The sequence below is a fragment of the Hymenobacter aquaticus genome (assembly GCF_004765605.1).
Lineage (GTDB): Bacteria > Bacteroidota > Bacteroidia > Cytophagales > Hymenobacteraceae > Hymenobacter > Hymenobacter aquaticus.
Genome location: NZ_SRLC01000002.1, coordinates 175,539 through 190,897 on the forward strand (window position 1 = coordinate 175,539; position 15,359 = coordinate 190,897).

Below are 15,359 nucleotides of genomic sequence, written 5' to 3' on the forward strand. Positions count from 1 at the left end.
GTTCAGCTCGTAAGAGCAAACCTGGCCGTGCAGACGAAGTGTAGTGTGTTTTGGTCTGGCCCTCGGGCTGGCACCGTCCCGAAGCCCATCTTTCGTTTCCCACCCCTTTTTTTTCTTCTATTGTGTCGTTCGACCTCGAAAGCGGACCGTCTTACGCGGCGGTTCCCCCTGTAGATTCCTCGACTGAGCATGTGGCCCCGGCGCCACCGGTCGAAGCTGTGCCCACCGTGGCCCCGCCCGTGGAAGCGGCCCCCAGTCCCAACTACGCCAACATCGTGCTGCCCGGCGACTTCCCGGACCCGACCATTGCCAAAATCGGCAATACGTACTGGGCCAGCGCAACCTCGGCCGAGTGGGGGCCCGTGTTTCCCCTGTTCAAGTCCGATAACCTGGTCGACTGGGAGCTGGTGACCCACGTGTTTCCCGGCCCGCTGCCCGACTGGTGCGACGCCAATTTCTGGGCCCCGGAGATTTTCTACGAAGGCGGCAAAACCTTCATCTACTACACCGCCCGCCAGAAAAACGGCCCGCTGTGCGTCGCCGTGGCCAGCGCCGACCAGCCCGAAGGCCCCTACACCGACCACGGTCCGCTGGTGGGCCAGCCCCTGGGCTCCATCGACGGCTTCCCGATGCGCGACGAGCACGGCGACCTGTACTTGGTCTGGAAAGAGGACGGCAACAGCAAAGGCCAGCCCACGCCCATCTGGGCCCAGCGCATCAACGAAGAGCGCATGGCCCTGGTCGGCGAGAAAGTGGAGCTGTTCCGCAACACCGAGAAGTGGGAGGGCTGCCTGGTGGAAGGCTCGGCCATCGTGCGCCACGCCGACTACTTCTACATGTTCTACGCCGGCAACGGCTGCTGCGGCAAGTGCTGCAACTACGCCACCGGCGTGGCCCGCGCCCAGAGCCTGCTCGGCCCCTGGGAGAAGTGCCCCCAGAATCCGATTCTCGATAAAAACAAAACCTGGAAGTGCCCCGGCCACGGTACCGTGGCCGAGTACGAGGGCCGCTGGTTTCTGCTCCACCACGCTTACTACACCGACAGCCACGAGTTTGTGGGCCGGCAGGGCATTCTGAGCGAGTTCACCTGGAATGCGGAGGGTTGGCCCGAGTTTCAGGGCCAGAGCCCCCAGGCAGCCCCGCTGGCCGATCTGCGCGTGCTCAACGTCACCGACGACTTCAGCGGCCCGCAACTGGCCCAAACCTGGCAGTGGCCCGTGGGCGAGCAGCCCGAGGTCGGCGTCAGCGACGGGCAGCTGCTGCTCACGGCCCGTCCGCAGGGCCTGGGTGCTATGGTGGCGCAGCGCACGTTTGCCGCCACCTACAAGGCCATTACTACCCTCGACTTCGCTTCCCTGGCTCCCGGCACCTTTGCCGGCATCGGGGCCATCGGCGACCATGCCAACTCCCTGACGCTGCTGGCCGGCGACAACAGCCTGCAGCTCTGGCACGTGAAAGGCGGCCAGCAGCAATGCCTGACCAAAGTAGCGGTGGAAAGCTGCAAACACCTGTCGCTGCGCCTGGAGGTGTGGGGCGGGCAGCGCTACCGCTTCAGCTTCAGCCCCGACGGCGTGACGTGGGTAGCCATGCCCACCGAGAGCTTTGCCATCAATGGCACCTACCTGCCGCCCTGGGACCGGGGCATCCGGGTGGCGCTGCTGGCGCAGGGGCCGGCCTCGTCCACGGTGGCTTTCAACCATTTCGCGCTGCGCAATCAGCGGTAAGCAAGACTTTATAGGAAAGCAAAAGCCCCGGTTACGTTAGTAGCCGGGGCTTTTGCTTGTCGGGTGGAAGCAGTTGGGCTACAGCTTAAACTGCAGGCTGAGCTTGACGCCGAAGTTGCGGGCTTCGGCCGCATTGCGGTAGGTGAGGCGGTGCAGGAAGTCGACGCGGGCTACCTTGAAGATGTTTTCGACGCCGTAGCCCACCTCGGCGTAGGGGCCGTGGTCGAGGGCCTGGAAGGTGGGCAGCTTTTCACCGGTCGAGGGGTGCCGGGGCGGGCTCAGGTTGCGGTTGGCGCTGCGCACGTCGCCAAACAGCACGTTGCCCGAGGCCAGCAGCCGCCAGTTGAGCTTGCGCAGCAGCGGCAGGCTATTGAGCAGCAGGCCCTCGAAATGGTCTTCGACCCGCACCGAGGCATACCGGTCGCTGACGAACTCGAAGTAGCGCATCAGGTTGAAGGCCGCACCGTTGTAGAACGGCGACTGGTTGCCCATGTGGGTTTTCAGCAGGGGATAGGGCACCGTGCTCGGAATGTAGCCGGCCTCGAACCGGTAGTCGGCGCGGCCAAAGATGCCGACCTGTAGGCTCTGAGTAGTAATAAAGGTCAGCTTCTGGTATTTGAAATCACTGCCGAAGATGTGGTTGGCCCCCAGCGTGTAGCGGAACACGAACACCGGCCAGCGCATCAGGCCAATGGCCCGGCGGCGGTTTTCGGTTTCAATCAGCACCTCGTCGTGGGCGTAGCGCGACTCCAGAATCAGCTCCGACAGGGTGATGTTGGCCGCCGTGGGCGCGCCCGGCACCCGCCGCTCGGTGTTGTAGTAGGCAAAATCGTAGAGGGGCGTGAAGCGCTGGTGGCGCACGATAATCTTCTGGGTGAAGCCCCGGATGATGTCGGTTTGCAGGGAAAGGCCCCGGACGTCGCGCATCAGCGGGCGGCTGCCCCGGATGCGGCCGATGCGGGCGGCGGCATCAAACAGCGGGTTTTCCTGCCCAAACTCATTGTCGAGCAAGGCTACCTGGTCGAGGTCGTGACGGTACTCGGCTCCCAGCACCGTCCAGTGCTGCCGCTCCAGAATCCGGTTGACGCGGACTCCGAACTTGATGCGTCCGTCGCGGAAGCCGTAGGCCGCGTAGGCCCGCACCAGCCAGTCGCGGCTCAGCTCAGGCGTGGTCCGGAAGCCGAAGCGCAGGCGGTGGCCCTCAATGTCGTTGAAGCCGTAAGTCGCCAGAATCGGACCCAGGTCGAGGGGCCCCACGCGCTTGTAGCCGTTTACCAGCACGTCGGCCAAATCCAGCACCGACCGCACGCTGGGCAGCTCCCGCACCGAGTCGAGCACGGCCAGAGTGGTCTGGTCGGCCCGGCTCAGCGAGTCGGGCCGGTTCTTATCGAAGTAGTCCTTGGGAATCTGGCTGGCGTTGGCCGCCGTCTCCACCGGGTTGTCATAAAAGGCCAGGTCCCGCTCGTGGTTCCGCTCGAAGTTGGAGTTGATGGTGTTGAACTGCACCAGCATACCGGCCTGGTTGTCGGCCGGCTTCACCCCGACGCTGACCCGCACCCGGGCCGGCAGGCCGGCGCCCTGCTCCGGGGGCGTCATCTCCTGGTCGATGCGCAACTCACTGACGAAGTTGATGTTGGCCTCCGGGCTCTTGGCCAGGCTCAGCTTGCGCAGGGCGTAAGTGTCGGCCGTAATCCAGATGGTGCCCACGAAAGCCAGGTCCTGGGCGCGGCGCGGCTGCACGGCCAGCTGGTAGCACCAGTCCTGCCCCACGAACACCGAATCCTGCAATTCATACTCGTAGGCCAGCTTCCAGCCGTCGGCAATGGGCGAAATGAAGTCCTTGCCCAGGATGTTCTGCCAGTTGGAGTAGAAGTTGTAATCCTGGAACGAGGAGCCCAGAATCTGGGAAAGCACCGAGCCCTCGCGCGGCCCCAGCCCCCGCAGCTGCCGCCGCCGGATTTCCTCCCGCTTCCGGATCGGGTGGTTTTGGGTGTACACGCGCGAGAGGATTTCGGAGGCGAAGATGGGCAAGGCCTTGGCGCTGATGTTACCGGCCCCGGCCCCCTTGCTCATGCTGTCCGACAAGGCCAGCATGTCGCGGATCACCTTGCGCTTGGCCAGGCGGGCGGGCAGGTCGGTGATGGTGGTTTGCAGGCGGTTGTAGCTGTCAAACTCGAAGGCTTTGAGCTGGCGCTTGTCGTTCTGGGGTTTGTGGGCCTGCACCCGCCGCAGAATCACGTAGGCCGGATTCTCGCGGGGCCGCACGACCACCTCACTCAGCGTCACGGCCCCCGAGCGCAGGGCAAAGTTCACGGTCTGGGGGCTTTGCCGGCCCACGGGCTTTTTCAGGGCCAGAAAGCCCAGCGCGGAGGCGGCCAGGGTGTCTGCGGGCTGGCTGAGCGTCAGTTGGTAGCGGCCCTCGGCGTCGGCGGTGATGCCGATGGTGGTGCCGGGCACGAAAAGGGAGGCAAAAGGCACGGGCTGCCCCGTCGCGGCTTCGGTGATGCGCCCCGAAAAAACGATGCGCTGCGCCTGCGAGGGCAGGGTAATGACTAAGAATAAGAGTAACAGCGCGTAAGAATGCTTCATAAGGTACGCTAAGCCGGTATTGTTCAATAGGCGGGAAGGGGGCAGCTTCGAAAGTTACATACTACGGTGCAAACAAAAAACGCCCGAAATCCAATATCTCCTCATCCTTGGAAGTTTCTGGCCGCATAAGTCCGGATGCGGGCTACATAGTTCCCTGAAGATAGAGACTTTGCTAACCACTTGGGCTATAACTATCTCTAAATCCTGGCACTTTATCCGGTCGTTGCTGGCCCCAACGCCTGGCCGGCATTCGCAGTACCGCTGCTCGCGCGCCAATTGCTGTTGAGCTGGTATTAATCCGTTGTTAACGACAAAATTGGTGACTTAAAGAACAGGGTCGGAGCCGGACCGCTAAATCCTTTCAACGGTTGGAAAGGATGGTTTATATATTAAATCAAAACATTTATCGAATATCATTAGTACTAGGATTATTCGCAGTATATATTGGTCTGCCGTTGGTTCAGACCTTCGGCAGCCGCCCCCCTCTTTTTTCACACCTCATTATTGTAACAATGGCACTAACCGCTTACCCATTCCATCCGACTACAGGAGAGTTGCTGCGCAGTTACCGCGACGCCTACCTGCGCGGCGACTTATCCGGCAAGAATGCCGAGCTGGTCGACGCTTATCTGAAAGCTAACCCGAATGAGGGGGACGAGGCGCTAAAACGTTTCTACGCCCTGCAAGAGAAAGGCCACGATGTGCGGCCCGTGGGCTGGCTCCAGCACCAGTTTCACCTGATGCGCACCGAGCCGGTTCGGTTTCGGCGGCGCGCCGGCTCCATTGTTTTGGTCGGCGCATTGCTGAGCGGGGCCGTGCTGGCCGGTACCAGCCTGCCTAGCAACGATAAAATCGGGGTGCCCGCGGCTACTATTGCCGCCACCAGCGAGGAAATGCTGAGCGTGGCCGCCGAAGCTGCTGCCGCGAAGAAAATGGCCGTCGTCAACGGTCGGATTCTGGACGAGAACGGCCGCCCGCTGATCGGGGCGACGGTGCTGGACAAAACCAGCGGCCGTGGCGTGACCACCAACGCCGAGGGTAAATATTCTCTGCTGGTGCCCGCCAACCAGACCTCGAGCCTGCAGTTTGGCTACGGTGGCTACTCCGAAGACGAAGTGCAGGTGAAAGGCCGTAGCGTGCAGAACGTGACGCTGCTGCCCCGCACCGACAAAGCGGTGAAGACCCCGAAACGCCACTGGTGGCAGTTTTAGATTCTAGTTTAAGGTAAAGCAGTCATACCAGTGCTTAGCTGGGCCTGGCAGGGAAGCGGGAAACGGCTTCCCTGCCAGGCTTACGCGGCAAGCCGACACGTAGCCGCCGGCCATGCTTTGCCAGTAACGAAGAAACCGGCTTCCTTTTCAAGGGCTGGCCAGATGGCCCGGGCTAGGTTTCTTCTCTTTTCACTCAATGAATATTCCGTTCTTCAACCGCCTCCCCTTAAAGAAAGTCACCGTAGGAGTAGCCGATGAAAACGGGGCCCGCGCTCAGAAAGTACTGGAAGGCCTTTTGGCCGACATTCCGGACTTGCTGATGAGCTGCGTGGTAGATTCTGCCTCGGGTAAAGTCCTGGCTTTTTACACGACTACCAACGCCTACAACCCCAACCAAATCAGCCTGCGCAACGCCAAGCTGCTGAAAACCATGCAGGAGGCGCTGGTCAGCAAGGCTTGGGTGGGTGGGCCGCTCACGGATGTGTCGGTCATTCTCGAAGATCAGCTTCATCATCTGCGGCCCCTGAATGACGGGAAATGGTATTGCTTTCTGGCCGTGCGTACGGCCGATGCCAACCTGGGTATTGCCAAAGAAATCATGCGCCGCCACACGGCCTGACCTCAGTTATCAACTCTTCACTTTTTACTTTACACGCTCACCTCAACATGCCCAGTCCCAAACAAACCATCCAGGATATTCTCGCCGAACTGCCCACCCTGCTGGCCGTAGCCGTTGTAGAAACCGAAACCGGTATGCCCCTGGCTTCGCACGCTAACATTGCCGACTTCGACATTGAAACCGCCGCTGCTTACAACACGGAAGTGGTAAAAGCCAAGCTCAAAGCCATTCAGGCCCTGAAGCTGAACCAGACCGTGCAGGACATCCTGCTCACTCTGACCGATCAGCTGCACCTGCTGAAGCTTTCTTCCGACGGCTCCAAGTTCGTGTACCTGGCCGTTAACTCGCGTGATACCAACCTGGCCCAGGCTCGTCAGATTCTGAAGGCCCACTCCGGCATGAACTAAGCTATAGCGGTTTAGTTTCCAGCAAAAAGCCCATTAGCACTGCTGCTAGTGGGCTTTTTCTTTTTATTCGGACCCTGTTATTTAGGGCACTCTTCCCGGGTCAGGGTTTCGTGAATGGCAATGGCGGCCTCCATACCCTCGGCGGCGGCCAGCAAGGCCTTTTGCGGCCCCGACGTGGTGTCGCCGGCCGCGTACAGGCCGCTGATGCTGGTCTGGGAGTGTTTGTTTATCCAGACGGCACCTTTGCTGGTCAGGCGGCAGCCTAGCTGCTCGGCCAGGGTGGAGCGCTGGTGCTGGTGCGGATGCACAAACAGGGCGTGGCGGGCCAGCTTTTCGCCGCTCTGGAAAACGATATTCCGCAGCTGCCCGCCGGCCGTGCCTTCCAGGTGACTGATGGGCTCCTCGTTCACTTTTATTTTCTGCTGGCGCAGGCGGCGGCGGGCATTGTCGGAGAGGTGGCCCGGCCCGTCGGTGCATACCACCAGGTCGGGGGCCCAGCGGCTCACCAGCAGGGCCATGCCGGTGACTATTTTGCCTTGCCCATACACGGCCAGGGGCTGGTTGCGCACTTCCCAGCCGTGGCAGTAGGGGCAGTGCAGCACCCCGCGGCCCCACAGGTCGCGCATGCCCGGCACGGGTGGCAGCTCATCTTCCACGCCGGTAGCCAGCAGCAGCTTGCGGGCCGTGGCGGTAAACGTGCGCCCCGATTTGCCTTCGGCCTCGACGGTGAACGTGCGGCCGGCCGGCTTCACGCGCTGCACCTGAGCCCGGCGTACTTCTACCGTTTCGTAGGGTTCGAGCTGGGCCAACCCCACGCGCAGCAGCTCGGCGGGCTTGATACCGTCGCGGGTGAAAAAGCTCTGTACGCCGGGCGAAGGAGCATTGCGGGGCGGCCCTCCGTCGCAGACCAGCACCCGGCGCAGGCAGCGCCCCAGGGCCAGGGCGGCACTCAGGCCGGCGCTGCCCGCCCCGATGATGATGACGTCGTAGTCGGTGGTGGGCTGGGCGGGGGCACGGTGGCGCGGAACAGGAGTAGCGTGGTGTGACATGGTCTGGATAGGTAACACCTGCTATACCCCGAAACGGGCCTCACGGTTAAGTCATTCGTAGCCAAAAAGCTCCCGAAAGGCCAATAAAAAAGCCTCTCCCGAAGTAGGAGAGGCTTTTTTGGTGTGAAATGCTTGCCGCTTAGTTTTTCACCAGGCGCTTCGTGATTTTCACGTTGCCGCCCCGGATAACCACCAGGTAAGAACCTGGATTCAGGCTGCGCACGGCGAAGGGATGCAGCGTGCCGCCCGCGTAGGTCGTGGTGCTCAGCGTACGGCCCGTTACGTCGACTACCGAAACCTGGTAGTTGCCGGCGGGCAGCGAGGTCAGGTCGAGCTGGGCATCCTGGTTGGGCACGGTCGGGTTCGGGAACACCGAAGGCTCAGCCTTCACGGTTTCGAACAGCACGGTGCGTACCGGACCCTGGTTGACGGTGCCGTCGGTGTCGATCTGCTTAAGGCGGTAGTAGACGGTGCCCAGGTTCTTGGAACCAACACCGGCATCTACGAAGCTGTAGCTGTGAGCCTGGGTGCTGGTGCCCGCGCCCTGTACCGTGGCAATCGGGGTGAAGGCCTGCTCACCGTAGGCGCGCTCTACGACGAAGTGGTCGTTGTTTTTCTCCGAAGCAGTAGCCCAGGTCAGACGGGCGTTCAGGCCCACGGCTTTGGCTTCAAACGAAGTCAGCTCGACGGGCAGCGGGGCGTTGTTAACCACCGTGATGACCCCGGAGAACTCCGACGTGTTGCCCACGGCCAGGCCGTTGACGGTGGCCGGTACGGTAGCCGTAGCCGTCAGTTTGTTGGTTACCAGGGCCGTGCGCTGGGCCGCCGTTACCGGAATCGAGAAGACGAAGCGGCTCACGCCACTTTCCGAACCGTGGTTCAGATCGGTACGGCCGCCGGTGTAGCTGGCGAAGCGCGTGTCGGTGTCGCCGGCCGAGCCTTCGGTAGCGTTGAACAGGTAGGTAGCCCCTTCACCGAAGTTGGTGGGGTCGGCGCTGGCTACGAAGAACTCGATGAGCGCCCCAGCCCGGGCATAGCCCGATACCACCAGGTTGCCGCCAGTCGTGATGGTCGCTTGGGTGAAGACCGGGAAGTTGAGCAGGCTGTTGGCACCGCTGGCGGCCGTTTTGCCGTTGGCGTTCAGCGAAACCCCGTCGCCGGTAGCAGTGGTGTTCGACGAGAGGTCGATGCCCAGGTTGCCGGTCACGCCGCTACCGTTGTTGTTACCGGTGTTGTTCTGGGTGAAGCGGTTGCCCGAGGTACCCGACATGGCCACGATACCGTCGCCGGAGTTGCCGGTGATGGTGTTGGCGCTGATCAGGTTGTTGTTGCCGGCCAGGATGGCAATACCCGCGTCGTTGTTGGTAACGGTACCGGCACCGTTGGCAGTGATGGTGTTACCGCTGATGGTGTTCGTGTTGTTGGTGCCACCGGCGGCCAGCACGATGCCATAGCCGGCGTTGCCGTCGATGGTGTTGCCGCTGATGGTGTTCGTCGAGGCGTTGGTCAGAATCACGCCAACCCCGTCAGAGTTGATGAAGTTGAAGTTAGCTACGTTGGAAATGGCGGTCCGCAGGATGTTGTTGCTAACCGTCACGCCCGTGGCATTTGCTTCCAAGCGCACCGCGCCGGCGAAGTTGGCCGTAGCCGTAACGTCGGTAATTACCGAGCCGGCCGTGTTGGCGCCGCTCAGCGTTACGGCGTAAGCGTCGGATACTACCTGCGCTACGGCGTTGCTGGCGCTGTTCAGGCCGGTACCCAGAGCGTTGGTCAGCGAGACGGAAGCAATGCGGGTATTGGCACCGTAGGAAATCAGACCGGCGTAGCGGTTGAAGTCGATGGCAATTTCAGCGCCCGTGCTCGTGCCAGCCGTTGCCGTTGCCGTTTCACCCGTGCGGTTCGACTGCAGCTTACCATCGATGACGGTGTTGTCGTCGTACATCGGGCCGAAGGCGGCCGACGACAGCGTGATGGTAAACACGCCGGTCGTGGCGTTGTAGCCTGGCGAGGCGAAGCCCACGCCGCGCAGACCGCCGGTTGCAGCAATGCCGTTGTTGATCATGAAGATGGCGTGCTCCTTGCCCACCGTCAGACCTTCCTGCGCCAGGTTGTCGTTGGCCAGGTAGCTGCTGTTCTGGATGAATTGGCGCAACGAGCCCTGTCCGGCATCCAGCGTATTGACTACCGTGTCGAAGTTGAAGCCGAAATCGACTCCAGCCAAAGCGCCGGAGGTTTGAGTTCTGGCCGTAACAAGCGACTGAATAATAGTGCTAGTCGATTGGCCCTGCAATGTCACAATCGCCGAGTTGTTGGTGTTGGGTCCTACGTCTATCTGGTTGGGGTCAGCACCTCCTACTTGGTTGTTGTTATTGTAGATATAGGTCTGAACACCGGCTACAGCCGCCGCGAAGCGGTTAGGCCGGGTGCTGGTTACGGAACCGTTAACCACGCGCACCTGATAGTTGGTGCTGGCGGCCAGAGCGGCACCACCTGAAGTGGTAGTAAACACGTAACCGCCGTCGGCATCTGTGTTCGTCGAGTTCACAAAGGCGCCACCAGCCGTATACAGTTCTACCCGCACGTTGCTGATTCCCCGCCCCTGGCTGGTCAGCTGGTCGCGGCCCAGGCCACCACCGTAGTTGATGTCCTCAAACACGGTACCTTGAATCGAGACGCCGAACCGGATGGGAGTAGCCGAAGGCGTGTCGCCGTTGGCCGTCACGGGCAGCGAAGGTGTGTTGGTCGACTGGTCCTGGGCCAGCAGGTTGCCGGGGGGCAGCACGTCGCCGTTGGACAGCTGAATGTGACCCTGGTTGGCCGCCGTGCCGCTGATAGTTGAAGCGTAAGCGCTGTTGAACTGGGCCGTGGTGGGCGTGCCCGGGTTGCTCGGGAACGTCACCCGTACCGTGAAGTCAATCAGGGCGCTCTGGCCGGCCGTCAGGCTCTGGTTGCCCGTCAGCAGGTCGGCGTTGGTGCCCTGGCCGTTGTAGGCCGCGCTCACCGCCAGCGTGGGCGCCGCGCCGCCGTTGGCACCGGTGTTGGTAATGGCTCGGCTCTGAATAGCCAGCGTGCTGGCGGTCGGGAAGGCACCGTTCGCGCCGAGGAAGTCCGTCACCTGCACGTTGGTAGCCGTAGAGGTGCCGGTGTTTTTTACCTGGATGTTGAAGCGCACGTCGAACTGCCGCGCCGTGCCCGTGGGCGTCACGCTGATCAGGTCTTTTACCACGTCGATGCGCTGGTCGGGGTTGATGCAGCTGGCGCCGTCGCTGTTGTTAGCCGCGTCGATAGTACTGATCAGGGTCGCCGCGCCGGTCTGCAAGTCCACGGAGTAGAAACCGGCCGAGTTGGCCGTCCCTACCGTACCGTTGGAGTAGGCATACATATTGCCCGAGACGTCGAAGAACGACGAGCCGAAGATTTCCGGCGACGCCGAGCCGCTGCTCAGCGGGGTGACAACAGCGTTGGTAGTACCGACCACAATGCGCGACACGTCGCCGAGGCGGGCCACCGAGTAGAGGGTATTGTCGGACGGATTGTAGCCGATATCGGTGAAGTTGTCGTTGGCCGGAGCGCCCCCCGAGTTAACCAGAGGCAACTGGTCATGCGTGGTCAGGACAGTAGCGAAGTTGGCAAGGTTCAACCGGAACAGCGTGTTGCGGTAGGTGGCATCGGTACTGTTACGCGTGGTCAGGTAGTAGTTGCCCTGCTTGTCGAAAGTACCCGAGTTGTATTGGGCCAGGGGCAGGTTGGTGCGGCCCAAGTCCTGAATACCACCCTGCCCGATGCGAAACAGGTGAATACCCGTCGTTGCGTTGGGGGTGCCGTTGTCGGCGGGGTAGGTCACGGCATACATGTAGCCGTCCTGGGGGTTGTAGCCCAAGGCGTTGAGTACCGTACCCAGGTTGCCAGTAGCATTGGTGCCGCCAAACGTGTACACGCTGGTGGTGTAGGTGGCCGTAGCCCGGTTCACCACGTACAGGGCCGAAAAGGCCGCGCCGCCGGTACCTACCTGACGAATCTGGTAGAATGTACCGTCGCAGGAGAAGGCAGTGCCTTCGGCCTGGGCTTGGGCCTTTTGCGGAGAAAAAGCCATCAAGAATAACAGCACGACTGCTAAGCGTAAGACTGTCGTCATAGGAAAGTTTATAAAAGGAGCAAAGAAAGTTCTACTTCAGGAAGGGTTTCGGTTTTAACACACTAACCAATATGCAAACTTACTCTGTGTAACTCAATTACCCAGGATTTTTTCGGTGAACGTCTGCCGGTTCTCGCTGAAAGATGACTGATTTTATCTGAACGGTCATATTTTTTCTCTTTTTATACTGTTAAGCTTGTAGTTAAATAGTGCAATTCATAATTATTATTTTACAGTTGATAAGGAGCGGACGGGATACAGCCTTTTGCTGGCCACGGCGTTGCTTGTCCTTGGAAGCCCGCCGTCACCCGTTATTGTCGCATAGCTATACGATTTGGATTTCGACGCGGATTGCATCAGGCTTATTATTCGATAGTTAGAAAAAAGCAAGAGCCCGCGGGAAGCCTTTTGGGTGCGTAATAATGCTTTTTCACAGTATAGAGAGGCTGAATTATTCGGGGTTCTATGTATTCAGCTAATCCGGCGAAGCGGGGGCTGGCCCGGCAACGCCCAGCTCAGACCCGCTTGTATTGTGTGCGCGACCAGCCTGTTTCAGCGCGAGGGTAGGGCTGCCGGTTGGGCCCAATAGCGGCCCTGGACGGATGGCCGGGAGCTGAAGTTTCCATCGACAGAAACGGCCGCCAGATGATGAGTCATAAACCGGTGGGCAAGCCGGAATAATGCTGCTAAGCAAGCGGAAGCCCCGCCGCTGGTAAAGGCTATAAATACAAAACGGTTTCATCAGGACGATGAAACCGTTTTGTAAGTAGCAGCTTGCAGTAGCCCAGTCAGGGATACTTAGTACACCTGCTGGCGGCCGCTGGCCACCACGAGCCGTTGCACGTCGTGGTTGAAGCCGACTTCCTGCACCAGGTCCTCCAGGTTCAGGTGGAGGCGGTACTTCCAGAAGTGGGTCGGGTTGCTGGGCACGTTGATCTGCTCGTCGAGCGGATTGGTCCGGCGCAGGTCCGGATCCATGGCCAGCAGGTCCTGGAGCGGAAACACCGCCCACATGGCCGGCGAGTGCAGGTGCTGCACCGTTATTTCGCGGGCCACCCACGGCTCGCAGTGGTAAGGGGCGCCTTCGCCCCAGTGGCCCAGGGTATTCTCGAAGAAGCGCTGGGTCCGGATCGGGTCTTCTTCCCACCAGCCGCGCACCGTGCTCATATCGTGCGAGCCGGGACTGACCACCGATAGGTAAGCAGCCGCGTCGGGGTGGCCAAACTCGACTTTGGGGTCGGAGGGCATGCGCTGGATGTTGAGGCCCAGGATGCCCAGCGCCTTCATCACGCCCGGCACCGATTCGGGCACCATGCCCAGGTCTTCGCCGCAGATCAGCATGTTGGTGGCGTAGCGCACGGCCGGCAGCTTCACCATGCCCTGGTCGCGCCAGAAGTCCTCGTGCCGACGGTAGAAAAAGTCGTTGTAGAGGTCGTGGAGGCGGTGGCGGGTGTGCTCGTCGAGCTCCCGGAACGAGTACGTTTTGGGCAGCGTGATGCGCGGGTGGTAGAAGTCGGGCTGCTCGGCGGGCACGAACAGCACCTCGTTGACCAGCTTGTAGAGGTTGGTCCGCAGCCAGGCGTAGTGCTCAGCGTTGCCCGGGTCTTGGGCAATTTTCTGCTCGAAAGCGGCATCAATCTGGCGCTGGGTGCGGAAGGCTTCCTTCAGGCGGAAAACGCCGGGGCCAATTTCCTCCAGAAACTCGTTTTTCACCGCCTCGGCCTGCTCCTTAAACAGGTCGGTCAGGATGTGCCAGCGGATGTAGGGCTCACAGAGGCGGCCGTGGTCGAACCAGCCGATGCGCTGCTCGATTTCGTGGCGGTGCAGGGGCAGGGCGGGGGAGAAGTGACCCAGCAGGCCTTCTACCGAGTGGGCAGGCATTTCCCAGATGCGGAAAAAGCCCAGAATATGGTCGATGCGCAGCGCGTCGAAGTAGCGGGCCAGGTGGCTCATGCGCTGCTTCCACCAGGCGTAGCCATCCTGGGCCATCCGCTCCCAGTTGTAGGTCGGGAAGCGCCAGTTCTGGCCCGTGGTCGAGAAGTCGTCCGGCGGGGCGCCGGCCTGCTGGTCCATGTGATACAGCTCGGGCTGGGTCCAGGCGTCGGCCGAGTGGCGGTAGATGCCGATGGGCAGGTCACCTTTCATCACCACGCCGCTCTGGCGGGCGTATTCCACGGCTTCGAGCAGCTGCTTGTCGAGGTGGAACTGGGTGAAGAAGTGCAGGCCAAACTCGTCGAAGTCGGGCTGAGCTTCACTGGTCAGCTCCTCCAGGTTCTGCGGAGTTTGGAACTCGGCGGGCCACTGCGAGAAGTCGGCCGTGCCGAACCGGTCGCGCAGGGCCGAGAAGGCCGCGTAGGGCACCAGCCAGCTTTTCTGCTCCTCGCGGAACGCGTGAAACGCGGGGTCGGCCAGGAATTGGGCTTTCTCCTGCTGGTATAACGTCTTGATGAACTTCCACTTGGCATTCATCACCGGCTCGTAGTCCACGAAGTCGCGGGCGTTGAACTCGTCGCGCAGCTTATCCAGCTCCTGGCGGTCGGCGGCTTCGCGCAGCTCGGCCACATCGTCCAGATTCAGGTACTGCGGGTGCAGGGCAAACACCGAAATAGCCGCGTAGGGGTACGAATCGACCCAGGTATGCGTCGCGGTAGTGTCGTTGATGGGCAGAATCTGCACCATTTTCAGCCCGGTGCTGGCGGCCCAGTCGATGAGCAGCTTCAGATCCGGAAACTCGCCCACGCCCAGGCCGCGGCGGCTGCGCAGGGCAAACACGGGCAGGGCCACGCCCGCCCCGCGCCAGTGGCCGGTGGGGTAGCGGAAATGCTCGTCGGCCCGCACCCGCAGGGTTTTGCGGTCGGCCGAGGGCGAAATAACCCGGTCGTCGCCGGCTTCCAGGTGCAGGATTTTCTTGTCGCGCGGGTCCCAGATGCCATACTTATACTGCGTGGTGCGCTCGGGGTGCTCCAGAGCCACGTCGGCGGTCCAGGTCGGGTAGCTGGCGTCGGAGAGGATAACGGCCTTGCGGGCGTCCCAGGCGCCCAGGGCCGGGTCGGAGCCGAGCACGCACAGCTGGTGGTCGGAGTCGACGCGGGGCGCGTCGAGCTGGAAGCGCACCACCGAGTCGGCGAGGCGGGCCGGGGCGGCTTTGGCGGCGGGCCGGGCCGGGCGGCGCATCAGGGCCTGGGTGAAGGCGGCGGTGTGCAGCTCGTTTTCGGGCTGGGCGGCCGGGCGCCAGTAGTCTTCCAGCACGATGCGGCTAAACTGCCGGCCGTCGTAGCGTACCGCGCGGTTGTTTCCCCACTCCCAATCCTGGTTGCCGGTGCGCTCATCCAGCAGAATGTACTTGTACTCTACCGTGCCGGCCTGGTCGTCGGGCAAGCTGATTTCCTGGCTCCAGACGCCCGAGGCCGGATGATAATGAAGACTTAGCGCCTGAGCCAGGTTCCAGGAGCCCAGGGCGGGCTCGGAGCCGCACACCACCAGCCGCTGGCCCCAGGCAGTGTAGAATGGCAGGGTAAAACGAAGAATCATGGGAGGGTGGAAATCGAATTGGAGGCGAAAGATAATAGAGTGCGGGGGGAAGTTTTCACTGCCCCGGCGGAATTGATAAGTTGCGTAGTTAATT

The 15,359-nt window shown here is 61.5% G+C and carries 8 protein-coding genes; 4 read left to right on the top strand and 4 right to left on the bottom strand.

Annotated elements, in window-relative coordinates; all coding sequences use genetic code 11:
* The first annotated feature begins 122 nt into the window (after positions 1 to 122).
* Positions 123 to 1,724, top strand: a complete 1,602-nt coding sequence (locus tag E5K00_RS13655) for a family 43 glycosylhydrolase (protein ID WP_245328296.1) — start codon at positions 123 to 125, stop codon at positions 1,722 to 1,724.
* Between the two features lie 78 nt (positions 1,725 to 1,802).
* Here the strand turns inward: E5K00_RS13655 and E5K00_RS13660 are convergent, their stop codons facing one another.
* A complete protein-coding gene (locus E5K00_RS13660) occupies positions 1,803 to 4,313 on the bottom strand; it encodes a DUF5686 and carboxypeptidase-like regulatory domain-containing protein (RefSeq protein WP_135463882.1) in 2,511 nt (836 codons plus the stop codon).
* A 554-nt stretch (positions 4,314 to 4,867) separates the two neighbouring features.
* Between E5K00_RS13660 and E5K00_RS13665 the strand changes: the two genes are divergently transcribed.
* The 3 genes from E5K00_RS13665 to E5K00_RS13675 all read left to right on the top strand — a co-directional run bounded on the left by E5K00_RS13665 (position 4,868) and on the right by E5K00_RS13675 (position 6,550).
* Positions 4,868 to 5,524: a carboxypeptidase-like regulatory domain-containing protein gene (locus tag E5K00_RS13665; RefSeq protein ID WP_167856889.1), complete on the top strand. Its 657-nt coding sequence runs from the start codon at positions 4,868 to 4,870 to the stop codon at positions 5,522 to 5,524.
* Positions 5,525 to 5,720: 196 nt separating this feature from the next.
* Complete coding sequence (locus tag E5K00_RS13670) at positions 5,721 to 6,143, top strand: roadblock/LC7 domain-containing protein (RefSeq protein WP_135463884.1); 423 nt, start codon at positions 5,721 to 5,723, stop codon at positions 6,141 to 6,143.
* A 47-nt stretch (positions 6,144 to 6,190) separates the two neighbouring features.
* Entirely contained in the window at positions 6,191 to 6,550 is a 360-nt protein-coding gene (locus E5K00_RS13675) for a hypothetical protein (RefSeq protein ID WP_135463885.1), read from the top strand.
* A gap of 77 nt (positions 6,551 to 6,627) precedes the next feature.
* Here the strand turns inward: E5K00_RS13675 and E5K00_RS13680 are convergent, their stop codons facing one another.
* The 3 genes from E5K00_RS13680 to E5K00_RS13690 form a co-directional block, all read right to left on the bottom strand.
* Complete coding sequence (locus E5K00_RS13680) at positions 6,628 to 7,599, bottom strand: NAD(P)/FAD-dependent oxidoreductase (RefSeq protein WP_135463886.1); 972 nt, start codon at positions 7,597 to 7,599, stop codon at positions 6,628 to 6,630.
* Positions 7,600 to 7,738: 139 nt separating this feature from the next.
* On the bottom strand, positions 7,739 to 11,692 hold the full coding sequence (locus tag E5K00_RS13685) for a DUF6923 family protein (protein WP_167856890.1): 3,954 nt from the start codon (positions 11,690 to 11,692) through the stop codon (positions 7,739 to 7,741).
* An 840-nt stretch (positions 11,693 to 12,532) separates the two neighbouring features.
* Positions 12,533 to 15,265 carry a 4-alpha-glucanotransferase gene (locus E5K00_RS13690; RefSeq protein WP_135463888.1) on the bottom strand — a complete coding sequence of 911 codons (2,733 nt, stop codon included), beginning with the start codon at positions 15,263 to 15,265 and terminating at the stop codon, positions 12,533 to 12,535.
* Positions 15,266 to 15,359: the final 94 nt, after the last annotated feature.